Below are 22,248 nucleotides of genomic sequence, written 5' to 3'. Positions count from 1 at the left end.
CGCCAGACCCCACCACCGAGGACAAGTGCATGCCATGCTGGCCGGCACGCGCATCGAAGCGCCGCAGCTCGACGAGTTCTATTGCGCCGGCGAAGCGGGCGGGCACACGATTTTCTTGCGCCGGGCTGGAACGACGCGCACGTGTGGGCAGGGCGCTCAGTTATTGCCGCCGTGGCAGCAGGCGCACAGCTTGTTGCCGCCGAGGGCGCGGCAACAAGCGCCGACAAGCGCCGGCAATCGCCCGTATCATTGGCGCAACAAAGATCGCGCTAACGCTCGTGCATGGGTTTGATTTAAGACTGGCTTCAGCCTCGCCGTGCATCGTCGATAGGGCGCCAGCAGCCATGGCGACGCCCCTCACACCCACACTCACGGGCACGGCCCAGCGAAAGAGCCAATATGAAAACATGGATGCGCGCCAACAAAGGTTTTTTGATGTTTCTGCTGCTGTTCGGCGTATTTCGCACGGCCGTGGCAGACTGGAATCCGATACCATCGGCATCCATGCGCCCCAACCTGCTCGAAGGCGATGTCGTCTTCGTCAACCGCCTGGCCTTCAACCTGAAAGTGCCGCTGACCGACATTGTGCTGCAGCGCCTGGGCGAGCCGCAGCGCGGCGATATCGTCACCTTTTCCTCGCCAAAAGACGGCACGCGATTAATCAAGCGCATCATCGCCTTGCCCGGTGACACGGTGGAAATGCGCGACGAGCGCTTGCTCATCAATGGCCAAGCCGCGCAGTACACGGCGCTCGACACGGCGCCCGAAACCGTCGCCAACGTAGGCCTGCTGACGGCGCAGCGCATCAGCGAGCGCAACCACAACGAGCAGCACCGCATCCAGCTCTTGCCGCAAATCGCAGGGGCGGCGCGCAGCTTTGCCGCCGTGACGGTGCCGGTCGACCATTTTCTGATGCTGGGCGATAACCGCGATAACAGCGCCGACTCGCGCTATTTCGGCTTCGTGCCCCGTGAATTGCTGATCGGCAAGGCCGAGCGCATCCTCGTTTCGGCCAATATCGAGGAGCATTGGCAGCTGCGGCTATCGCGTTTCGGCATGCCGCTCGAGTAAATATCTGCCCTTGCAACGGCGCCGCGTTTTTCGGTTAACATGAGGCACCATGCAAAAAATTTCCTCAGCCAGCGAGCAAGCCGCCAGCGATGATCGCACCCTGGAACCGCTGGCGCAGTTCCTGCAGCGCCATCCCGACGTGCTGCTGCTGACGGGCGCCGGCATCAGTACGGCGTCCGGCATTCCCGCTTACCGTGATACGGAGGGCGTGCGGCACGGTAATGCCCCCGTGCAAGGCCCCGATTTTCGCCGCCAGGAAGCCGTGCGGCGCCGCTACTGGGCGCGCTCCATGGTGGGCTGGCCCACCATGGAGCGCGCCGCGCCAAATCCGGGCCACCTTGCCATCGCGCAGATGGCACAGCGCCAGCTGATCGGCGGCCTGGTCACGCAAAACGTCGATGGCTTGCACCAGCAGGCAGGCAGCGCCGCCGTCACGGAGTTGCACGGCAACTTGCATGGCGTGGTGTGCCTCGATTGCCGGGCCCATCACACGCGCCGCCTGATCCAGGATCAGCTCGAACACGATAATCCGCACCTGCTGGGCACCACGGCCACGCCGGCGCCCGATGGCGACGCCTTGCTGGAGCCATCCCAGCTGGCCACCTTCCACCTGCCCGTCTGTCCCCGCTGCGGTGGCACCGTGCAGCCGGACGTGGTGTTCTTTGGCGATGGCGTACCCGCGGCCCGCGCGGCCGAAGCCGAGCGTAAGATGATGGAGGCCAGCGCCCTGCTGGTGATAGGCTCGTCCGTCATGGTGTATTCCAGCTTTCGCCTGTGTCGCATGGCGGCCGAAACGGGCAAGCCCGTGGCCGCTGTCAACATGGGCAAGACGCGCGCCGACCATTTGCTGGCCTTCAAGACCGAAGCACCGGCACAAGACATCTTGCCAGCACTAGCGGCCATGCTGGGCTGATACTGACTCGGCGTTACGCCACTCTGGCTATACTGTGCGATTAACGAGGAGAATTCATGCTGGAACTGTTGAGTGAACACGCCTGTTTTGGCGGCGTACAACGCTTTTATCGCCATGACGCGCACGCCATCGGCCTGCCCATGCGTTTTTCAGCCTTCATTCCCGGTACGGCGCCGGGCAGCGCGCTCAGCACCAAGCGCCCGGCCCTGTTTTACCTGGCGGGCCTGACCTGCACGGAAGAAACCTTCATGATCAAGGGCGGCGCGCAGCGCGTGGCGGCCGAACAAGGCTTGATCCTGATCGCGCCCGACACCAGCCCCCGCGGCGCGAATATCGCCGGTGAAACGGAGGCCTGGGATGTCGGCGTGGGCGCCGGCTTTTACGTCGATGCCACCGAAGCGCCATGGAACAGCCACTACCGCATGTATAGCTACATGTTGGAATTGCGCGCGCTGCTGCAACATGAATTGAACATCGACTCCGAGCGCACGGGTATTTTCGGCCACTCGATGGGCGGTCATGGCGCGCTCGTGCTGGCCTTGCGCAACCCGGAACTGTTCCGCTCCGTCTCCGCCTTCGCCCCCATCGCCGCACCGAGCCAGTGTCCCTGGGGCAAGAAGGCATTCACGGGCTACCTGGGCAGCGATGCGGCCAGTTGGCAGCAGTACGACGCCAGCGCGCTGATGCGCAGCAGGCAAGGCCAGCCGGCACTGTTCCCTAACGGCATATTGATCGACCAGGGCCTGGCCGACAAGTTCTTGCCCGAGCAGTTGTACCCCGAAGTGTTTGAAGCGGCCTGCCGCGACGCCGGCCAGCCATTGCAGCTGCGCCGCCATGCCGGCTATGACCACGGCTACTACTTCATCGCCAGCTTCATGGAAGAGCATCTGCGCTTCCATGCCAAAAACCTGCGCGCCGTGGCCTGATCAAACGCTATTGCAGCGTACTGGCATGCCCGTTGGCACGCTGGCACGTGATACTGCCACGCGCCCGCATCAGACGGCGCCATGCCGGTCCAGCCCCTTCAGCACCGCTTCCGGGCGGATCGGCAAATGGCGCACGCGCGAGGCCACGGCGGCAAAGATGGCGTTGCCGATGGCGGGCGCCACGGCTGTGGTGGGCGGCTCGCCCATGCCCATCGAAGTTGCTGTGCTGGCAACAAATTCGATGTCGAGCTCGGGCACGTCGGCCATGCGCAGCGGCGTGTAGGTATTGAGGTTGGTATCCTTCACTTCGCCATTGAGGAAAGCCGTGCCTTCATGCAAGGCCATGCTCACGCCCCACAGCGCGCCCCCTTCCGCCTGCGCAAGCGCGCCATCGGGATCGACGATGCTGCCCGCGTCGATCACCATGAACAGCTTTTCGACTTTCACCATGCACGTGCTGCGGTCCACCTTGACGCGGGCAACGCAGGCCGTCCAGGTGGGCATGTCGCGCTCCTGGCCAAAGGTGGCGGCGATGCCCAGGCCCGTGTCGGGTGGCATGGGCTTGCCCCAGCCCGCCTTGTCCGCCACCCGCTGCAGCACGTGGGCCAGGCGCGCGGCACCGCCGACGGCGTTCGGCGCACTGCCCACGTTGCGCCCCGTCGCCTGCAGCAGCGACAGACGCAAGGCCAGCGGATCGACCTTGGCCGCCTGCGCCGCCTCGTCCATGAAGCTTTCGACTGCCCAATTGGTCCAGCCCGGCCCCACGGAACGCAGCCAGCCGGGGCGAAAACTGCTGCTGGCCAGGTCATTCGACACGGCCCGCACGCGCTGCGCCCCCACCGTGTACCAATGGTCGGCACCGGCGATGGCGAACGGGTCATACGGATGACCCTGTTTATCCTTGGCCAGGAAGGCCGGTATCATCGCTTGCGTGGGCCAGCCCGCGCTCGCCTCGTGCACCATCGCCGTCACCTTGCCGGCATCGTCGAAGGCCATGCGCACATGCTGCACGGACGGCGAACGGGGCGAATCGAAACGGGCGTCGTCAGGCCGCGTGCAAATCATCTTGACGGGACGTCCCACGGCTTGCGCCACGAGCGCGGCCGGCACGCAATAATCGCCATTCAAGCGCCGCCCAAAGCCGCCACCGAGCAGATAGGGATGCAGCACGACCTGACTTTCTGGCACCTGCAACGCCTGCGCCAGCACGGGCAGTATCAACGATTGCCACTGGTTGCCTGCATGGATATGCCAGACGCCGTTGATTTCCTGTGCCAGCGCATTGACCGGTTCGAGCTGGAAATGCAGCACGGTGCTGGTGGTGTAGTGGCGCTCGAGCTGCAGGCTGGCATCCTTGAACGCTTGCTCCACACCATCATCATCGACCACGCGGGCACCCAGGCTGGCATCGGCCAGCTGCTTGGTGGCGTAGTTGACGATATCGTGCTCGGCCACGTGGGCCGCTGCGCCAGTGCGCCATGTCACCTGCACCAGGTCGGCCGCTCGAATGGCGGCCGCATACGTCTCGGCCACCACCATGACCCAGCCGGGCACCGTGCCGCTGGGGTCTTGCAAGGCGACCGAGCGCAAGTAGCCCTGCACTTTTTTCGCGGCCGTATCATCGATAGACACCACCTTGGCGCCGTAGCGCGTAGGCGGAATCTTCGGACGCGCATACAGCATGCCCTCCACCTGCGCATCGATGCCGTACACGGCCGTGCCATTCGTCTTCGCCGGAATGTCGAGCGCTTGCACCTGCTGACCGATCAGGCTGCGCTGCTGCGCTGTCTTGAGCACGATGGCTTGCAATTGCTCGGGCGTGTACTGGCGCGCCAGCTTGCCACGGCGCACAATTTCGCCATAGCTGATCGAGCGCCCACGGCCATGCACCATGCCCAGTTTGGCATGGCAGGCGGCCACGGGCACGCGCAGCAGGCGCGCGCCCTCCTCGACCAGCGCCAGGCGCCCGGCCGCGCCGGCACGGCTGAGCGGATCAAAATTCTGCCAGACAGACCAGCTGCCGCCCGTCACCATCAAGCCCCATTTCGGGTCCGTGTCGACGTAATGCAGGCGCACCTTGCTCCAGTCCGCTTCGAGCTCCTCGGCCACGATGCGCGCCAAGGCCGTGCCGATATGCTGGCCCATTTCCGCCTTGGCGATATTCACGGTGACCATGCCGTCACGCTCGATCTGCAACCAGATGCTGGGATCGAACGCCGGTGCGCTGGCTTTGACCGGCGGCGCGGGCGCTACCTTGCCGGCGGCTAAGGAACTGTCGGCGCGCAAGAACGCCAGCGTAAAACCCGTGCCGGCGGCGGCGATCAGGAAACCGCGCCGTCCCAGCGAGCTGGGACGGGCAGCAGAATTTTCTTTCGGCAACTTAAACACCGGGCGCCTCCTGCATGCCGGCCGCCAGCTTGATGGCTTTGCGGATGCGCACATACGCCATGCAGCGGCACAGATTGCCGCTCATGACGGCATCGATATTCGCGTCCGTCGGCTGCGGATAGTCGCGCAGCAAGGTGGCCGCCTGCATGATCTGGCCCGACTGGCAATAGCCGCACTGGGGCGCCTGCGTGGCGATCCAGGCCCGTTGCAGCGCGTGCGTGCCGTCCGGCGACAAGCCTTCGATGGTGGTGATGGCGCAACCGTTGACGGCGGCGATCGGCGTGATGCAGGAGCGCATGGCGCGGCCATCCACATGCACGGTGCAAGCGCCGCACATGCCGATGCCGCAGCCAAACTTCGTGCCTTTTAAGTTGACTTCGTCGCGCAGCACCCACAACAGGGGAGTCTCGGCATCGACCTCGGTGCCGAAGTGCTGGCCATTGACAGAAATGTTATACATAAGTGTTATCCATGAGTGTTATCCATAAGTGCTATCTATGAGCATTGCACATAAGAAAGTTTCAAGAATTACTTGCCGGCACGGGTGCGCGCTACGGCTGCATCCAGGTTCGCCCAGGCCGGCTCGTGGCTGCGGCTGCGGCGCAGATAGGCGGCCAACTGGGCCACGTCATTGTCCGTCAGCGAGGCGGCAAAGCCGGGCATCAGCACGCCGGGCATGGCTTCGTCCTTGCTGATGCCGTGCAATATCACCTGAATCAGGTTGGCGGGATCGGGCGCGCTGACGGCGCTGTTCAAGCTCAGTTCCGGCCGCAGGGCCACGGGCCGACCATCGCTGTTCGAGTGGCATGACGCGCAGGCGGCCACGTACAGGCTGGCGCCACGGTCGTTGTCGACCAGGCTGACGCGCTGCGAACGGGCAATGCCGGTTTTGATCACTGAATCCGCATCCACCTTGCGCCCGGCAGCGCCGGAAACATCGGCAAAATAGGTCGCCAGTGCGCGGATATCGCTATCGGGCGATGCGCCCATGCCTTCGTGCACGACGGCCGACATGGGCCCGGCAGCGACGCCATGCAAAGATGTCGCTCCCGTACGCAAGAAGGCATACAGTTCCTCCTGCGTCCACGGCAGCGCTGCAGTATTGGCGCTGCTCAGGGCCGGCGCATACCAATGGTCGATGGCCGCGCCCAGATACGGTGAATCGACCAGCTCGGCGCCCAGCGCATTGCGCGGCGTGTGGCAGGCGGCGCAGTGCGCCAAGCCCTCGGCCAGGTAGCGGCCACGGTTCCAGTCCGGCCCTTGTGCGGGATCGGGCTGATAGCTGGCCGGCTTGAAAAACAGCAGCTTCCAGCCCGCCTGCAAGGGGCGCAGATTCAAGGGGAAAGGCACGCTATTGGCGGGCACTACCGCATACACGGGTGGGCGCGTCATGAAATAGGCGTACAAGGCCGTCAGGTCGGCGTCCGAGACGAGGTTGAAATGGGTGTAAGGAAAGACAGGAAACAGGTGCGCACCATCGCGCCCCACGCCTTCGCGCATGGCCCGCTGAAAGGCCGCTTGCGACCAGCGGCCGATGCCCGTTTGCGGGTCGGGCGTGATATTGGTCGCGTAGATCGTACCGAACGGCGTGGCCAAGCCGTGGCCGCCCGCGTAATCGGCGCCGCCCTTGGCCGTATGGCAGGCGGCACAATTACCCATGCCGGCCAAGATGCGGCCGCGCTCGACCGCTGGCGGCGAAAAGGCCGTGGCGGCAGGCGGATTGACGGGCGCCAGCGCGGGGCGCCAGTAATATAGGTAGGTGGCCAGGGCCGCCATGATAAGCAGCGCCAACAGCAGTAGCAGGCCCGTCAAGATTTTTTTCAGCAAAGCAGGTACCGGTAAGTGTCAAAGACCACGGGCCAGCCGGGAAAAAACGGGGTTGGCGCGTGTTGGCGGGTGTCGGTGAATTTCGCCGAATTTCGCCGAGTGTCGGCGGCATGGCCAATTGTCCCGATCTTACCGCGCTTATGACTGCTTGTATGTGCGCAATCACACGCAGGCAATGCCGCGCGTGCTCTGCAGCATATAATCAGCATTTCAGCACGCCGCCGCTCCTCGCTCCTCCATGCATACCGTTGCCATCATCCTCATCCTTGTCTTGAGCGTCGTCCTGTGCGGCTTCATCGCCCGCTCGCACTGGGTCAAGCTGCCGCTCCCCCTGATCCAGATCGCCGGCGGCACGGGATTGGCCCTGTTTGGCGTGCAAGTGCCACTCGATCCCGACATTTTCTTCTTGCTCTTCATTCCGCCGCTACTATTTCTCGATGGCTGGCGCATCCCCAAAGGCGCCTTCTTTTCCGATGCGCGCTCGATCCTGATGCTGGCCATCGGCCTGGTGCTGTTTACCGTGCTGGGCATGGGTTTCTTCATCGACTGGCTGATCCCCAGCGTGCCGCTGGCCGTCGCCTTCGCGCTCGGCGCCATCCTCTCGCCGACCGACCCCGTGGCCGTGTCGGCGATCGTCGCTGGCAACCCGATTCCGCCGCGCCTGATGCATATCCTCGAGGGCGAATCCTTGCTGAACGACGCGTCGGGTCTGGTCTGCTTCACGTTTGCCGTGGGGGCCATGCTGACGGGCGGCTTTTCCATCGGCGCCGCCTCGCTGAGTTTCCTGCAGGAAGCCGGTGGTGGCATCATCATCGGCCTGGCCATTGCGTGGGGCGTGGGCCTGACAAATAAATGGCTGGTGAGCAAAGTCGGTGAAGAACCGGGCTTGCAAATCCTCATCAGCATCCTGATCCCGTTTGCCGCCTACCTGGGCGCCGAGCATATCCACGGCTCGGGCATTCTGGCCGCTGCCACGGCGGGCGTGTGCATGCATTATGCCGACCTGATCGGGCGCCCGCTGGCCGCCACGCGCACCCAGCGCAAGGCCGTGTGGGATACCGTGCAACTGCTCTTGAATGGCGTGATCTTCGTCATGCTGGGCGCGCAACTGCCCACCACGGTTGCCGGCTTGCCCGCCGCCTCCGTGGGAGTGGGCGCCGGCAGCGCCTGGAAACTGCCGCTGTTCGTCATCGCCATCACGGTGGGGCTGACCTTCATGCGCTTCATCTGGGTCTTCATTTCCATGAAGCTCACCTTGTTCAAGCATCACAAGAAACAAGCCGGTGAACCGAAGGACGCGGCGCTGCTGGCGCGCCCCAGCCTGCGCCTGCTGCTGGTGGCGTCGTTTGCCGGCGTGCGCGGCGCACTGACGCTGGCCGGCATTCTGACGCTACCCTTGTTCTTGCCTGACGGAAATCGCTTCCCCGCGCGCGACCTGGTCATCTTCCTCGCCATGGGCGTGATTCTACTGTCGCTGATACTGGCCAGCGTGACCTTGCCCCTGCTGACCAAGGGCCTGGTATTCGCGCCGCCCGCGCGCCGCTCGACGGAAGAGCGCAATGCCCGCGCCGCAGCGGCCGAAGCGGCCATCGCGCGGCTGGAAAAAGTCTGCGAGGGCATCGACAAGAATGACAAGCAGCAAATCGTCAACGAGGCGGCCAACCGCCTGATCGAAGCCTACCGGCGCCGGCTCGCGTACGGCGAAAGTAGCAACGACGAAGCCATGCGGCTGCAGGAACTGGCCAAGGCCGAGCGCGCGCTGCGCCTCGAAGCGCTCAATGCGGAACGCGATGAACTGTTCCGTCGCCGCATCTCGGGCGAACTGGACGACACTATTCATCTGCGCCTGCTGCGCGAAATCGACTTGCTGGAAGCGACACTGGAAGAATAGCAACACTCTGGCGCGCAACGGCATTGTAGAGAGCGCATGCTCATGGTAAAGAATGCAAGTTTCGACATTCGTCTTTATAATTGAAGGCTCGATAGCATAGCGTCGCGATGTACTTTCGGCATGGACTTCTCAAGCCTGTGCTCATGAGTAGCGCTGTAAATAGCCACCGGACCTGAATAAAGACACACTACGCCGTGCCCTCTTCCCCTTGCCACCGGCAGCGCAGCGCGCCGCCGGCACTGTTCGCCTCTCTGTTGGCCGCCGTGCTGCTGGCCACGCTGTTCGTCTGCAGTACGCTGGCACCGGGCGCGGCGTGGGCGCAAACGGGTGCGGCAGCCGACATGAAACGTCCGGCCGAAGTAGCCCAGGTCCTGTTTGGCATCATCAGTTACGTGCGCTGGCCCGTAGCGCGCCCCGAAGTACGCGTCTGCATGCTCGGCGCGCCCCGCTACGGCGCGGCCATCGTCGACACACCCGCCTCCAGCCTGGGCCAGCGCATACGCGTGAAAGTCGCGCCGACGGTAGCGGCAGCGAGCGAATGCGACGTCGTATACCTGGGCAGCCTGCCCGAGGGCGAGCGCGAGCGTCTGCTGGCGCAGATCATCGGCAAACCGGTTTTGTCGGTCGCCGAACCCGGCACGACCTGCTCCGTCGGCTGCATGTTCTGCCTGCGCCTGGCCGAGGCGCAGATCGGTTTTGACGTCAATCTCGACGCCATCGCCCGCAGCGGCCTGCGCGTGCATCCGAACGCCTTGCAAATTGCACGTCGCAAAGCACCGCCGCCATGAGCGCCAGCATGCTTCCCAAGCTGACACGCAAGCCCCGCCCCACGCTCGACAGCGTGCTGCGGCGCGCCCACCTGAGCGTATCGGTCATCGCCGTGCTGGCAGCGGGCCTGACACTGACGGCCGTGGCCCTGCTGGCCCTGCGTGTGTATTCGGACCAGAACCTGCGCCTGGTAGCCCGCTCGATGAGCTACACAGTGGAAGGAGCCGTCGTCTTTGGCGACTCCATGGCCGCCAGGGAAGCACTGGCCTTGATCGGCGTGAATGAAGACATTGACCAGGCGCAAGTGAGCGACAAGACTGGCAAGGTGCTGGCCCGCTGGGAACGCGGTCAGCACGGCACGCGCTACGCCATCGAACGCGTGCTGACGGGCTGGATTCTGCCCGATTCGTTGACGTTTCCCATCGTGCGCAGTGACCAAGCCATCGGCAGCATCAGGCTGGTGCCGCACAGCCGCAGCCTGCTGCCTTTCTTGCTCAGCGGTCTCTCCTGCCTGTTAGCTTGCCTCGTGCTCAGCCTGGCCGTCGCCGTACGCCTGTCGCGCCGCATGGAAGCCGAAATCACGTCGCCGCTGCGCCACCTGGCGGAAACGGCGCACCGCGTACGGCGCGACCGTTCCTTCGAACTGCGCGTGCCGCCGGCCAATATTGCCGAACTGAACCAGATCAATGACGACTTCAACGCCCTGCTCGACGAACTGGAAGCGTGGCAAAGCCATCTGCAAAAGGAGCACGCCTCGCTGTCGCACCGTGCCAACCACGACAGCCTGACGGGCCTGTCGAACCGCGCCTTCATGGAAGCGACGCTGGAATGCGCCATCCTGGAAGCGCGCGTCGGCACTGGCAAAGTGGCCGTACTGTTCCTCGACAGCGACCGCTTCAAGTACATCAACGACAGCTTCGGCCATGCCTCGGGCGACCATGTGCTGGTGACGATCGCCACACGCATCAAGCAGCAGTTGCGCGAGGGCGACCTGGTGGCGCGCCTGGGCGGCGACGAATTCGCCATCGTGCTCAAGCCGCTGCGCAGCAGCAGCGATGCCATGCACATCGCCGACAACATCATCGCCGCCATGACGCAAGCCATTGAGCTGCCTACCGGCGACAGCATCGTCAGCTCGCTGACCATCGGCGTGGCCGTCTTCCCTGATCACGCCATCGACGCTGCCTCGCTGGTCGCTGCGGCGGATGCAGCCATGTACCGCGCCAGGTGGCACGCGCGCCGCAACCCCATACTCAACCCTGACCACAAGGAGCAATACCATGCAATTCATTTACAAAAAATTAGGCCTCGGCTCGCTCGGGCTGTTCATGCTGGGCCTGCTGGCCGCCTGCCAGAGCACGCCAGCGAGCAAGCCCACCTTCAACGCCGAGCAAGTCGCCACCTTGCAAGAACAAGGCTTTAAGCAGACCGACGAAGGCTGGGAACTGAGCTTTACCGACAAGCTGCTGTTCGAATTCGATGCCGCCAAGCTGACGCCACAGAGCCGCAGCGCCATCCAGAAAATCAGCGCCGCCTTGCTGAAAGTGGGCATCACACACATGCGCGTGGAAGGCCATACGGATAACGAAGGCCCGGAAGCGTATAACAACAAGCTATCGCTGGCGCGCGCCAACGTGGTGGCCGACGACATGAGCGCCTCGGGTATCGCACGCGACAACATCATCGTCAAGGGCCTGGGCATGAGCAAACCGGTAGCCTCGAACGCCAGCAAGGCGGGCAAGGCCGAAAACCGCCGCGTCACCGTCATCATTTCGGCCCCGTGAACGCGGGCGTGCCCCTCGCGCGCTGGGTCGTGATGGGCGTGTCCGGCTGCGGCAAGAGCGCCGTCGGCAGCCTGCTGGCCGGCGCGCTGGGCGTACCCTACGTGGAAGGCGACGACCTGCATGCGCCGGAAAACGTGACCAAGATGGCTGCTGGCATGCCACTCGACGATGCCGACCGTGCCGGCTGGCTGGCCGCGCTGCGCGAGCAGATCGCCGCGGCCCGCGCGCAAGGCAGCGGCCTGGTGCTATCGTGCTCGGCCCTGAAACGCAGCTACCGCGACGTGCTGCGCGTAGGCGACCCGGCCCTGCGCTTTGTCCACCTGGACGGCCCGCGCGACGTGCTGTCGCGCCGCATGCAGCGAGCCGGGCATTTCATGCCGCCCAGCCTGCTCGATAGCCAGCTGGCCACCCTGCAACCACTGCAAGCGGACGAGACCGGCATCGTGCTCGATATCTGCCAGCCGCTAGCCGTTTTGCTGGCACAGATCCTGCGAGCGCCCTGAGCGGCAGCCACGCGGCTGGACAGCCCGTAGAGCGCTGTGTAGACTGGAGCGTACTTTCATGAGGAATTTTTATGACCACACCTACCACCAAACCAGCACCGGGCCCGGAATTCTGGGAACGCGCCGATCAGGTCATCGCCCTGGCCAATGAACAATGCATGCATAGCGGCGGCAATGAAGTAGCCACCTCGCTGTTGTACGCGGCCGCACGCTTCAACGCCTTCCTCGTCGCCAGCAAGAGCGAGGATGTGGCCAAGATGCAGGAAGAGAAGGAAGGCGCCGTAGCTTTCTTTACGGAACAGTACAAGCGCATGCTGAACGATAACTTCAACGACTACATCAACAATTTCGACAAGTACACGCAACCATCTTCGGCCCCCAAGGGTTGATGTCAGCAGCCGGCCGGGGCCATCACCGGCATCGTGTTCGCCTTCAACTGGACGGGCCCGCCAGATAATTGTTTTTCACGCGTACGTAATGCTCGGCCGAATAACGCAGGTAGGCGATCTCCGCTTCCGTTAACGGGCGTACCTTGGCGGCGGGCCGGCCCACGTACAGATGCCCGCTTTCGAGCACCTTGCCCGGCGACACCAGGCTGCCCGCGCCCAGCATCACGTGTTTTTCCACCACCACGTCATCCATGACAATGCTGCCCATGCCGATCAGGCATTCATCGCCGATGTTGCAGCCATGCAAGATCACGGAGTGGCCGATGGTCACGTACTTGCCTATGGTCAAAGGCGAACCGTCGGGCTTGGCCGCATTCTTGTGCGACACATGGCCCATGGAAAAGTCCTGGATATTGCTACCCTCGCCGATAACGATGCGGTTCACGTCGCCGCGCAGCACGCTATTGCACCAGATGGAACAGTCGTCGCCGATCTGCACATCGCCAATCACTTGCGCCGTATCATGCAGGTAGACGCGTTCGCCCAGTACGGGGCGGGTATTGAGGTAGGAACTGACAGGCATTGATCTCTCTCTTCATCACATTAAACAACAAATCTCACACCAAGCCGGCACGGCAAGATACCAGCGGCGTCATGGCGGCGACGCTGCTGGCATGCAAAAAGCCATGCTGTGCAGTAGCGCAGCAACCGTATGCTGGCGCAGGTTTTCCGCCCTCCATTGCTGCCATCCATTGTTCCATACGGCGCTGACCTAGGAAATCGACTCGGGCGCCAGCGTGAGGCCGAGTACGCATGCCGCCAGCAAGCCGTTGATGCGCTGCGTGTCGATCAGGTGCTGCACCACCGTGTGGCCTGCATCGGGAAACGGGTACAGGGTGCAGCGGCCGAAGGCTGCCAGGCGCTGCGCGTGCATGGCGTCGAGGTTGACCGATTCGCTGGCGCTGATGCTGGCACTGCCTCCGGCGCTGGCCGCGTCCGGTCGGGCCGCGTTCGGTCGGGCCGCGTCCGGCCGCGTGCCGAACAGCAGGTGCAAATGCGTCTGCTGCGTCGCCCTGGCACGGCACAGGGCCGCCAGGTCGTAGTAGCCCGAGGCAGGCGCATCCTGCGCCAGCGACTCCATCACGGTCAGCCAGCGCAGCTCATGGTACAAGCGCGCCTGCTGCACGTCGAGAAAGGACAAGGGGCCAAAGGCGACGATCTGCTGTGCCTCGAGCAGCAAGCCAAACATCACGGCCGCGTAGGCGCCCATGGACTGCCCGATGGTCGCGACCTGGCTTGGCGCGATGCGGCGCACCAGCTCGCGCAGGGCTTGCGCCGTTTCATCGACATGGCTGCCCAGGCCGGCGATGCGGCGGTGATACCAGGCATTGCCGGAATCGCGCACGAGGATTTTGTTCAGCGGCTGGCCGCTGGCCTGTTCGAGCTTGCGCAAGCGTCCATAAAAATCGAAGGCGGGGCGCGTGGTCCACGAGACGAAGCCGAAGGCGATGACCAACGGCGCGCCGGGCACGATACGGTCGACCAGCACGTCGTCGGCACTGGTGGCGACCAGTCGATTATCCAGCGCTTGCGCTTGCAGCATCGGCCCGGCTCCCGATCAAGGTTGAAACAGCAGAAAGCATCAGTGTAATGCCAAGACTGGCAAAATGGAAAGAATCGCTGCTACCGTACGGTTACAATGGCAGCGAGCCCATCACCTGAAAGGAAGCCATGTCCGCACTGCCCTCGCCGCTGTCTGCGCCACCGCCATCGGCCGCCGGCCGCTACAGGGCTTTTCTGTTTGACATGGATGGCACCGTCATCAACTCCATCGCCGCCGCCGAACGCATCTGGGGCGCCTGGGCGCAGCGCCAGGGCCTCGACGTGGCAGCGTTCCTGCCCACCATCCACGGCGCGCGTTCGGTCGACACCATCGCCAAGCTGTGCCTGCCCGGCGTCGACGCGCAACGCGAGTCGCAAGGCATCACGGATGCTGAAATCATCGACGTGGAAGGAATTATTGAAATTGCCGGCGCGCTGCGCTTTTTACAATCGCTGCCGCCGGCGCAATGGGCCATCGTCACGTCGGCGCCGCGCGCACTGGCGACGGCACGCCTGAAGGCAGCTGGCATGCCGATTCCTGCCATCATGGTGACGGCGCAAGACGTAAATGCGGGCAAACCCCAACCCGATTGCTACCTGCTGGCGGCGCAAAAACTGGGCGTGGCGCCCTCCGACTGCCTGGTGTTCGAAGATGCGTGCGTCGGCATCGAGGCCGGCGAGGCGGCTGGCGCGAAAGTCATCGTCGTCACCGCCACGCATGCGCACCCGCTCGCTACGCGGCACGCCAGCATCGCCAGCTATACCGCCATCGCGGCAAGGCTCGATGAGGAAGGATTTATCGTACTTGAGGACGTGGCGCCGGAGAAGACCGGCGCCGGCTGACAGCGCGGCGTGGTGTGACGTAGCGTAGCGGTCTAGTGGATGCGATTCAGCAGCGCCGGCTGTCCAAATTCCACCAGTTGTGCCTTGGATTTCTGCATATAGCTGGCCCAGAAACCGGCCAGCGCCTGCATGGTCTTCGGATCGCGGTAGGTCTTGCTCTTTTGCCCGTCGGCGGCCAGCAGGCCGGCGCCGATCACGTACACGCGGGCGCCGCCGAAATCGGCCAGCATCTGGTTTTCCTCGATCGTGCGCATCTCCTTGATGGAATCGATCTTGCGCACGGCCCTGCCCTGGTCGGCATAGAAATTGGCCACCGATGAATTTTCCAGCATGTCCGAGACGATCAGCACGACCTTGTTTTGCGTCGGCGATTGCTGCACCATCGCCGAAATGGCCTTAATGCTGGCCAACACGTCCGACTTTGCGATATCGCTGCTGGTGTTATCAAAGGCACTGCGCAGCGCCTTGCCCATCAGTTGCGCGGCCTGCTGCGCCTGGCGCGTCGTGCATTGATCGAACTTCGACAGCATGGGCTTGGAAATATCGTCGCGTTGCCCCGGCTGCAGCAGCGTGTCGAGCGCGCCCGAAGCGATCACTTCCGTATAACGGCCCTGCGTGTAGGCGGAAAACGTCACCACGGCAAACGCATTGCCGGGGACCAGGAATGGCTTGACATTGTCCGCCACCAGTTGCTTGAGGCTGGTATCGAGCGGCGTCGTCTGGTCGATGGCGACGAACAGCTGCGTCGTCGGCTTGCCGGCGGCAGGCAGATTCTTGCTGTCATAGCAGCTGCGCAAGGCATCGCCGGGACCGGCCACGGCGGCACCGGCCAGCAGCAGCTGAACTACAGGCAACAACCATTTCATAACAGGTCCTCCAGCTCAGCATCGCGCGATTTGCGCTCTTCCTTTTGCTGTTTCAGGGTGGCGAGCACTTGCGCATGCAGCTGCATCGGTAAGGCGCCGATCAACTGTTTCTTCGCTTCCTTGTCCTCGCCGAGGGCATCGAGCTGGCGCAGGATGTCGGCCAGTTGCGGCGCGTCCGCCTGCACCACAGCCTTGACGGGCTCAGGCGCAGGGACGGGCGCCGGAGCCGGCTTGGCGGCGGCACGGGCCGCTTCCTCGCGGGCATGCTCGCGCTCGTGGTTGCGGTCGCGATGGTCGGCCGTGCGCGCTTCCTGCACATAGTCGCGGAAGGTCTTGCTCAGGTGCTGGCCCGAGGTGCCCACATTGCTGTTATTGGCCATGATGCGCTGCTGCAAGACCGCCAATTTGGCTTGTGCCGTATCGGCGATGCGGCGGTAGTGCTCGCGCACGGCCGAATACGTGGCATAACGGCCACCACCCATGGCGGCGAACGCCTGCGCGCTGTTTTCGCCCGCAAAGCCCCAGCGGTAGCCAAAGATCACGCCCAGCAATTGCAGGAAGACAAACACCACGGCAAGGATGATAAAAGTAGCCCAGCCGCCACGACCGTCGATCTTGGCTTCATCGGCCGCCACTTTCTTGTCGGCGTCGTTGTTCGAAACCGCATCCGCATCGGGCAGCGCCACTTGCTGCATGTCCAGGCTGTCGCTGGCGGCGCGGCTGTTGTGGTCGATCTCGGCGCTGACGGTGCTGACGCGGTGCGCCAATTCCTTTTCCAGCACCTGGCCGCGCACATAGGTGGCGAAACCGGCGATCACCAGCACGATCACCAAGGTAGCGATACTGACGACATAGCCGGGATGCGCACCCACGCGGTTGCACAACTGCGTGTACGACGGCATGCCATCATCCTGCGACTGGTCGCGCGCCAGCGGAATGGTGCCCGTAAACAGCTTTTCGCGGCGCTTGTCCTCGATCCATTCACGGCGCGCATTCTTGATGCGGCCTGATTTATACAGTTCGTGTCCGGCAAAGTGGGTAAATGCCACCAGGATCACGGAAATGAGAAAGGCGATGCCATAGGCACCGTTTTGCTGGAGATTCTCGCTAGCGCCAGGAATCGTATAGCCGGCCAACACATACGAGAAACCCAGTGCCTCGACAAACACCGTCGATACCGTCAACAGCCAAATCCAGCCCGGCGTGTTTTTGCGGCCATTATCGCCAGCCTTGGTCAGGTACGTAACTTTCTCATTGAAATCGTGTTCGTCCTGCACATGAACGAAATTCTTGTACTCCTGGCACAAGGTGCGCTCGCCGGAAAACCAGCCCGGATAACTGCTGTCTTCATTCGCATCGCGCGACAAGGCGGCAATGCGGCCCACGACGGGGAAACTGACCCAGGTATTGAACCACCACCATTTGACCTTTTCCCACAGGACGGTAATCGCCACTGCCGCCAGCAAGACGCTGACAATACTCCACGCCGCCAGTGGATAGCTTGCAATAAATTCTTTCATTTCAGGTTCCCTGTATTATTTTTGATAAATTCTTGGTTTGAAATCGGCGGCATAGGTTTTTTCCGCGCGCGTATAGACCAGCGTGCCGGCCTTGGCGGCATTGGCGCCGTCCTTGCCAAACACGATATCGACGCATTCCAAGCCCGCACGTCCGTTCAGGAACATGCGATACAGCAGACCGTTCTCGCCCAGATAGGTATTTACCTCCGGCGATACGCTTATCTCCGCCTGCCCGCTGTTGCGCTTGGCCGGATTGTAATTGGTATAGACCTTGAATTGCGGCGGATTGGCCAGCGCGCCATCGACGGCCAATACCGAGACCTTGTTGATGACGATCTGGTGTCCATTGACCTGGTCCGTCCAAGTCTTGCCATACAGGCCAGGCATGAATTCGCTGGTCGAATAGACCTTGCCATCAGCCAAGGCCTTGACGGCATTCGAGGCACGCGGACGGTCGCGGCGGCAATCGGTCATGACCAGCGGTTCCGATGCATAGGCGGTGCTGATCAGCGAGAAGGACGGGCGCTTCGGCATAGCCTGGCCCACATTGGCCAGGTTGACCGAGGTGGTGTACGGCACGCCGCCAAAATCGATGGCCTGACCCGCATCGCTGTCCGCCTTGCCGCCCTTGGAGTTGCTGGCGCGCGGCGCGGTAGCGGCAGGGGCGCTGGCCACCGTGTCCGCACTGGCTGCAGCGCCCGCTGTCGCCACTGCAGGCGGCGCATTGGCCGCGACGCGGGCATTGTCCTTGCTCGTTTTGGCCGGCTTGCGCGCCGCAACGGCCGGCGTGCCGCGTGCGGCCACGTCGACGACGGCGGCAGGCGCGATGGGCGTACTACGGTACAGATCGTAACGGGGCTTGCGCGCCGTCAAATAGGTGTCGAAACTGGCCTGGTTGGCCAATTCCACGATTTCCACGCGGCGATTCAGTTCGCGGCCTGCCTCGGTGGCATTGTCGGCCACAGGATAGGCCTCGCCGGCGCCCTGGAAATACAGCGAATGCTTCGGAATGCCGCGCTTTTCCATATACGCCGAAACAGCCCGCGCGCGGCGCTCGGATAAATCGGCATTCAGGCGCGAATTGCCCGTATCGTCCGTATGGCCAATCAACAGAATCTTGCGCGCGGCTATCTGCGCCAGGTATTCCGCCTTCTTTTTCGGATCCTGGATATCGGCCGTCATGGTACGCGCATTATAGGAATCGGCAATCGCGGAGAAATAGTTTTGCGCGCGTTCCGTCAACTGATCGGAATTCAATTCAAAATGGCCGCCATTGACGCCCTGCCCACGCACTTCCACCACCGAACCGACTGCGCTCTTGCGGATATCGGCGCCATTCGCGTTCGCATTGAGGGCGGCATCGTCAAGTACGCTGCCATTGGCGCCCACAGTCGATATCTTCATATCCAGGTCATATTGCTTGGCAATTTTCGCCAGGGCGCAACGACGCGCATCCATATCATGACCGATCAAGCCGCCAACTGCCCCGCCCAAGACGGCGCCAATCAAGCGACTTTTATCCGAGTGCTTGAATTGATTACCGATCACCAACCCCGCAATTGCACCGACGGCAATGCCGACATTGCGTGCATTATTCGAACAAGGGTCTTCGCTGGCAAAGGTTTCTTTAAATGAGGGCTGGCCGGTACGGGGGTCGGTGGCGCAACCAGAAACGGTGCTTGCGCAAATGGCAGCGGTGAGGATTTTCAGCCCAAAACGTAAGGGCATGCGCTTGGCACCCGCTTGCAAGGAAAATGGAATCAAAACGGGCTCTTTCTCGTGACAGGAACAGATACGAATATCCCCCATGGCGCGCAATAATGCGTCAAGATGAATACTTACTAAACACTCAATATCTGCATGTTCTCATATTCCGACCGTTTTTTGGAAATTTTTAGTTCTATATAGAAAGTATTCAGGCCCGCAATTTTCCTGCCGGCGCGCCTCGCTCGCGCCCTCCAAAAAGCTGCCACATTGTCGTTGGAATTGCCGAAAGCATGCTTCCATGCGCATTGCAGCGCAGCCACGCTTGCCTGCTGCGCCTTCCAGCGGCGCGCAGGAGCGGGGGCCGGCAGTGACTTTTTTCACGCAGCGGGTCGTCGTGTGATTTTGGCCACTTTCTTGTTTACCCGTCAGCAACACTTCTAAAGTGACAACACACGCGCCAATATCTGCTGCTCCAGCGCGGCGAAGCGCGCACTGCCACGCGCCCTGGGGCGCGGCAAATCCACGCGCACATCGAATGTGATGCGGCCATCCTCGATCAGCAGCACGCGGTCGGCCAGCGCCACCGCTTCAGCCACATCATGCGTCACCAGCACGGCCGTGAAACCGCGCGCCAGCCACAGCGACTCGATCAACTGCTGCATTTCGATGCGCGTGAGCGCGTCGAGCGCCCCCAGGGGCTCGTCGAGCAGCAGCAATTGCGGCTCGTGCACGAGGGCGCGCGCCAGCGCCACGCGCTGTTTCTGCCCGCCCGACAGGGAAGCCGGCCAGTCGTCGGCACGCTCGGCCAGGCCCACGGTCCACAGCGAGGCCGCCGCCGCGCCGACGCAGCGCGGCAAACCCAGCGCCACGTTGGCTAGCACCGTCTTCCACGGCAACAAGCGCGATTCCTGGAACATGATGCGGATGTCGGGTGCGCCCACGCCGCTGCCGATGGCGATCTTGCCTTCATCGATGTTTTCCAGGCCCGCGATCGAGCGCAGCAAGGTGCTCTTGCCACAGCCGCTGCGCCCGACGATGGCGACGAACTCGCCCGCTTCCAGCTGCAGGTCGACGTTATCCAGCACGCGACGGCTGGTATATGACTTAGTCAGCTTCGTCAGTGCCAAGGGTACGCCGCAGCGCTGCAAGGGAGCGCACGGCACCGTCTTCGCCTGCGGCATCGGGCTCGCCGGGCCGTATTGCACGAAGTGCGACAACAAATCTGTTTCGATCTGGATAGGGGCGAGCAGCATGATATTTTCTTTCCTGATTGCGTCACTATTGGTCACTATTGGTAGGCGCGATTCCAGCGCAGGCAGTGGCGTTCCAGCGCCCGAGAAAACAAATCGGCCAGCTTGCCCAGCAAGGCGTACAGCAAGATCCCCACCAGCACCACGTCCGTTTGCAGAAATTCGCGCGCATTCATGGTCATGTAACCGATGCCGGCCTGCGCCGAAATGGTTTCGGCGACGATCAACAGCACCCACACGAGTCCCAGCGAAAAGCGCACGCCTACCAGGATGGAAGGCATGGCGGCCGGCAGTATCACGTCGCGGTATAGCGGCCAGCCCGACAGGCCGTAGCTTTTCGCCATCTCGATCAAGTCCTGGTCAGCCGATCGGATACCATGGAAGGTGTTCAGATAGACGGGAAAGAACACGCCGACGGCCAGCAGAAACAGCTTGGCCGTCTCGTCGATGCCAAACCACAGGATCACCAGCGGGATCAGGGCCAGCGCCGGGATGTTGCGCACCATTTGCAATGTCGTGTCGAGCAAGGTTTCCGCCTGGCGGAAGCTGCCCGTGACTAGGCCCAGCAGCAAACCGAGTCCCGCGCCGATGCCAAAACCGAGCGTGGCGCGCCACAAGCTCGTTTTCAGGTGCAGCCACAGTTCGCCCGATGCAGCCAAGTGCCAGAAAGCCTTCGCCACGGCCCATGGCTCGGGCAAGATGCGGCTCGACAGCCAGCCCCATTGCGCGGCCAGTTGCCACGCCAGCAGCAGCGCGGGCAAGGCCCACGGCGCCAGTGCGTGACGTAGCGAAGGCCACGGCGCGCTACTGGCCCGTTTTATGGTGCCGGCAGCCATCTCAGGCCACCTTTTTTTGCGGCGCGACCGGCACGATATTGCTGGCCATGACTTCGCCGAAAGGGCCGCTCAAGGACTGCTCACCCGCAGCCTTGCCCTTGCCCAGCAGCGGGAACACCAGTTCGGCGAAGCGGTACGACTCTTCCAGATGCGGGTAGCCCGAGAAAATAAAGGTATCGATGCCCAGGTCCGCGTATTGCTGCATGCGCGCCACCACCGTGGGCGCATCGCCGACCAGGGCGGTGCCGGCACCACCACGCACCAGGCCCACGCCGGCCCACAGATTCGGCGACACTTCGAGCTTGTCGCGTCGCCCGCCATGCAGGGCCGCCATGCGCTGCTGGCCCACGGAATCCATTTTGCCGAAAGCCGCCTGCGCCTTGGCGATGATGTCGTCATCCAGATGGCTGATCAGTTCATCGGCCGCGCGCCAGGCCGCCTCGTTGGTTTCGCGCACGATCACATGCAATCGGATGCCAAACCGGACTGTGCGGCCTATTTTTGCCGCACGCGAGCGGATGTCGGCGATTTTCTCGGCGACGGCAGCGGGCGGCTCGCCCCACGTCAGGTAGACGTCCATCTGCTCGGCGGCCAGTGCATGCGCCGGCTCCGACGAACCGCCGAAATACAGCGGCGGATACGGCTTTTGCACGGGTGGATACAGGGTTTTCGCACCCTTCACCTGGATATGCTTGCCCTCGAAATCGTAGCCGGCCTCGCCGCCCTCGCCCGCCAGCGTGGCGCGCCACACCTTGATGAATTCATCGGAGATTTCATAGCGCTTGGCATGGTCGGCAAACAGGCCGTCCGCTTCCAGCTCGCCCTGGTCGCCGCCCGTGACGACGTTGATCAAGAGGCGCCCGTTCGACAGACGGTCAAACGTTGACGCCATGCGCACGGCCAGGCCGGGCGTGGACAGACCGGGACGCACGGCGACCAGGAACTTCAGCTTTTGCGTCACGCTGATCAGGGACGAGGCAACCACCCACGCGTCTTCGCAGGAGCGCCCCGTGGGCAACAGCACGCCGTCATAGCCCAGCGTATCGGCGGCGACAGCCACCTGGCGCAAATAATCGGCATCGACAGGGCGCGCTCCCTGCGACGTGCCCAGGTAACGGCTGTCGCCGTGGGTCGGGATGAACCAGAAGATATTGAATGACATGG

Annotated in this window: 23 protein-coding genes; 12 read left to right on the top strand and 11 right to left on the bottom strand. The window is 63.1% G+C overall.

Translation table 11 applies throughout. The features are described from left to right. The first annotated feature begins 34 nt into the window (after nucleotides 1-34). The 4 genes from H4V96_RS08345 to fghA all read left to right on the top strand — a co-directional run bounded on the left by H4V96_RS08345 (nucleotide 35) and on the right by fghA (nucleotide 2,910). Nucleotides 35-292: a hypothetical protein gene (locus tag H4V96_RS08345; protein ID WP_196856018.1), complete on the top strand. Its 258-nt coding sequence runs from the start codon at nucleotides 35-37 to the stop codon at nucleotides 290-292. A 107-nt stretch (nucleotides 293-399) separates the two neighbouring features. After that, a complete protein-coding gene (lepB, locus tag H4V96_RS08340) occupies nucleotides 400-1,071 on the top strand; it encodes a signal peptidase I (RefSeq protein ID WP_196856019.1) in 672 nt (223 codons plus the stop codon). A 49-nt stretch (nucleotides 1,072-1,120) separates the two neighbouring features. After that, nucleotides 1,121-1,984 carry an NAD-dependent protein deacetylase gene (locus H4V96_RS08335; RefSeq protein ID WP_196856020.1) on the top strand — a complete coding sequence of 288 codons (864 nt, stop codon included), beginning with the start codon at nucleotides 1,121-1,123 and terminating at the stop codon, nucleotides 1,982-1,984. A gap of 56 nt (nucleotides 1,985-2,040) precedes the next feature. Then, the gene (gene fghA / locus H4V96_RS08330; protein WP_280720857.1) at nucleotides 2,041-2,910 is read left to right on the top strand and encodes an S-formylglutathione hydrolase; all 870 of its coding nucleotides are present in this window, start codon (nucleotides 2,041-2,043) and stop codon (nucleotides 2,908-2,910) included. Nucleotides 2,911-2,979: 69 nt separating this feature from the next. Here fghA and H4V96_RS08325 read toward each other — a convergent pair whose 3' ends face one another. The 3 genes from H4V96_RS08325 to H4V96_RS08315 all read right to left on the bottom strand — a co-directional run bounded on the left by H4V96_RS08325 (nucleotide 2,980) and on the right by H4V96_RS08315 (nucleotide 7,125). Next, the gene (locus tag H4V96_RS08325; protein WP_196856021.1) at nucleotides 2,980-5,298 is read right to left on the bottom strand and encodes a molybdopterin cofactor-binding domain-containing protein; all 2,319 of its coding nucleotides are present in this window, start codon (nucleotides 5,296-5,298) and stop codon (nucleotides 2,980-2,982) included. Beyond that, nucleotides 5,291-5,758 carry a (2Fe-2S)-binding protein gene (locus tag H4V96_RS08320; RefSeq protein ID WP_010397152.1) on the bottom strand — a complete coding sequence of 156 codons (468 nt, stop codon included), beginning with the start codon at nucleotides 5,756-5,758 and terminating at the stop codon, nucleotides 5,291-5,293. Before H4V96_RS08320 ends, H4V96_RS08325 begins: the two co-directional genes overlap by 8 nt. 68 nt (nucleotides 5,759-5,826) lie before the next feature. Next, on the bottom strand, nucleotides 5,827-7,125 hold the full coding sequence (locus tag H4V96_RS08315; protein ID WP_196856022.1) for a cytochrome c: 1,299 nt from the start codon (nucleotides 7,123-7,125) through the stop codon (nucleotides 5,827-5,829). 238 nt (nucleotides 7,126-7,363) lie between these two features. Here H4V96_RS08315 and H4V96_RS08310 point away from each other — a divergent pair, with 238 nt between their 5' ends. From H4V96_RS08310 to H4V96_RS08285, 6 genes are all read left to right on the top strand, one after another. Beyond that, nucleotides 7,364-9,016, top strand: coding sequence for a Na+/H+ antiporter (locus H4V96_RS08310; protein ID WP_196856023.1), 1,653 nt, complete (start codon nucleotides 7,364-7,366; stop codon nucleotides 9,014-9,016). A gap of 194 nt (nucleotides 9,017-9,210) precedes the next feature. Further along, entirely contained in the window at nucleotides 9,211-9,804 is a 594-nt protein-coding gene (locus tag H4V96_RS08305; protein ID WP_280720856.1) for a YfiR family protein, read from the top strand. Further along, nucleotides 9,801-11,207: a diguanylate cyclase gene (locus H4V96_RS08300; protein WP_280720855.1), complete on the top strand. Its 1,407-nt coding sequence runs from the start codon at nucleotides 9,801-9,803 to the stop codon at nucleotides 11,205-11,207. The genes H4V96_RS08305 and H4V96_RS08300 overlap by 4 nt, the downstream gene beginning before the upstream one ends. Then, nucleotides 11,113-11,568, top strand: coding sequence for an OmpA family protein (locus tag H4V96_RS08295; RefSeq protein WP_280720854.1), 456 nt, complete (start codon nucleotides 11,113-11,115; stop codon nucleotides 11,566-11,568). The genes H4V96_RS08300 and H4V96_RS08295 overlap by 95 nt, the downstream gene beginning before the upstream one ends. A 32-nt stretch (nucleotides 11,569-11,600) precedes the next feature. Further along, nucleotides 11,601-12,071 carry a gluconokinase gene (locus H4V96_RS08290; protein WP_196856059.1) on the top strand — a complete coding sequence of 157 codons (471 nt, stop codon included), beginning with the start codon at nucleotides 11,601-11,603 and terminating at the stop codon, nucleotides 12,069-12,071. A gap of 71 nt (nucleotides 12,072-12,142) precedes the next feature. Next, nucleotides 12,143-12,460: a DUF3144 domain-containing protein gene (locus H4V96_RS08285; protein WP_196856025.1), complete on the top strand. Its 318-nt coding sequence runs from the start codon at nucleotides 12,143-12,145 to the stop codon at nucleotides 12,458-12,460. Nucleotides 12,461-12,503: 43 nt separating this feature from the next. On the opposite strand, the gene H4V96_RS08280 is transcribed toward H4V96_RS08285, so the two are convergent. Continuing rightward, nucleotides 12,504-13,043, bottom strand: coding sequence for a gamma carbonic anhydrase family protein (locus H4V96_RS08280; protein WP_010397133.1), 540 nt, complete (start codon nucleotides 13,041-13,043; stop codon nucleotides 12,504-12,506). A 189-nt stretch (nucleotides 13,044-13,232) separates the two neighbouring features. Further along, complete coding sequence (locus H4V96_RS08275; RefSeq protein ID WP_196856026.1) at nucleotides 13,233-14,063, bottom strand: hypothetical protein; 831 nt, start codon at nucleotides 14,061-14,063, stop codon at nucleotides 13,233-13,235. A gap of 128 nt (nucleotides 14,064-14,191) precedes the next feature. Here H4V96_RS08275 and H4V96_RS08270 point away from each other — a divergent pair, with 128 nt between their 5' ends. After that, on the top strand, nucleotides 14,192-14,905 hold the full coding sequence (locus H4V96_RS08270) for an HAD family hydrolase (protein WP_196856027.1): 714 nt from the start codon (nucleotides 14,192-14,194) through the stop codon (nucleotides 14,903-14,905). A gap of 32 nt (nucleotides 14,906-14,937) precedes the next feature. On the opposite strand, the gene H4V96_RS08265 is transcribed toward H4V96_RS08270, so the two are convergent. Genes H4V96_RS08265 through H4V96_RS08255 form a run of 3 tightly spaced genes read right to left on the bottom strand, consistent with a single transcriptional unit; the run spans nucleotide 14,938 to nucleotide 18,695 of the window. Continuing rightward, the gene (locus H4V96_RS08265; RefSeq protein WP_196856028.1) at nucleotides 14,938-15,771 is read right to left on the bottom strand and encodes a hypothetical protein; all 834 of its coding nucleotides are present in this window, start codon (nucleotides 15,769-15,771) and stop codon (nucleotides 14,938-14,940) included. Next, a complete protein-coding gene (locus tag H4V96_RS08260; RefSeq protein WP_010397126.1) occupies nucleotides 15,768-17,291 on the bottom strand; it encodes a hypothetical protein in 1,524 nt (507 codons plus the stop codon). Before H4V96_RS08260 ends, H4V96_RS08265 begins: the two co-directional genes overlap by 4 nt. 15 nt (nucleotides 17,292-17,306) lie before the next feature. Beyond that, a complete protein-coding gene (locus H4V96_RS08255; protein ID WP_280720853.1) occupies nucleotides 17,307-18,695 on the bottom strand; it encodes an OmpA family protein in 1,389 nt (462 codons plus the stop codon). A gap of 57 nt (nucleotides 18,696-18,752) precedes the next feature. On the opposite strand from H4V96_RS08255, the gene H4V96_RS08250 reads away from it, so the two are divergent. Further along, nucleotides 18,753-18,926 carry a hypothetical protein gene (locus H4V96_RS08250; RefSeq protein WP_280720852.1) on the top strand — a complete coding sequence of 58 codons (174 nt, stop codon included), beginning with the start codon at nucleotides 18,753-18,755 and terminating at the stop codon, nucleotides 18,924-18,926. Between the two features lie 509 nt (nucleotides 18,927-19,435). Here H4V96_RS08250 and H4V96_RS08245 read toward each other — a convergent pair. From H4V96_RS08245 to ssuD, 3 genes are read right to left on the bottom strand one after another with little or no spacing between them, the layout of a single operon-like run. Further along, nucleotides 19,436-20,251, bottom strand: a complete 816-nt coding sequence (locus tag H4V96_RS08245; protein WP_070347042.1) for an ATP-binding cassette domain-containing protein — start codon at nucleotides 20,249-20,251, stop codon at nucleotides 19,436-19,438. A 35-nt stretch (nucleotides 20,252-20,286) separates the two neighbouring features. Beyond that, a complete protein-coding gene (gene ssuC, locus H4V96_RS08240) occupies nucleotides 20,287-21,084 on the bottom strand; it encodes an aliphatic sulfonate ABC transporter permease SsuC (protein ID WP_196856030.1) in 798 nt (265 codons plus the stop codon). 1 nt (nucleotide 21,085) lies between these two features. After that, nucleotides 21,086-22,246 (bottom strand): FMNH2-dependent alkanesulfonate monooxygenase, encoded by a 1,161-nt coding sequence (gene ssuD, locus H4V96_RS08235; RefSeq protein ID WP_010397117.1) that lies wholly within the window; start codon nucleotides 22,244-22,246, stop codon nucleotides 21,086-21,088. Between the last annotated feature and the right edge of the window lie 2 nt (nucleotides 22,247-22,248).

It is taken from the genome of Janthinobacterium sp. CG_23.4 (assembly GCF_029892305.1).
Classification (GTDB): Bacteria; Pseudomonadota; Gammaproteobacteria; order Burkholderiales; family Burkholderiaceae_D; genus Janthinobacterium; species Janthinobacterium lividum_D.
The sequence above is the reverse complement of the archived record's forward strand: the minus strand, read 5'-3'. Positions and strand labels throughout refer to the sequence as shown.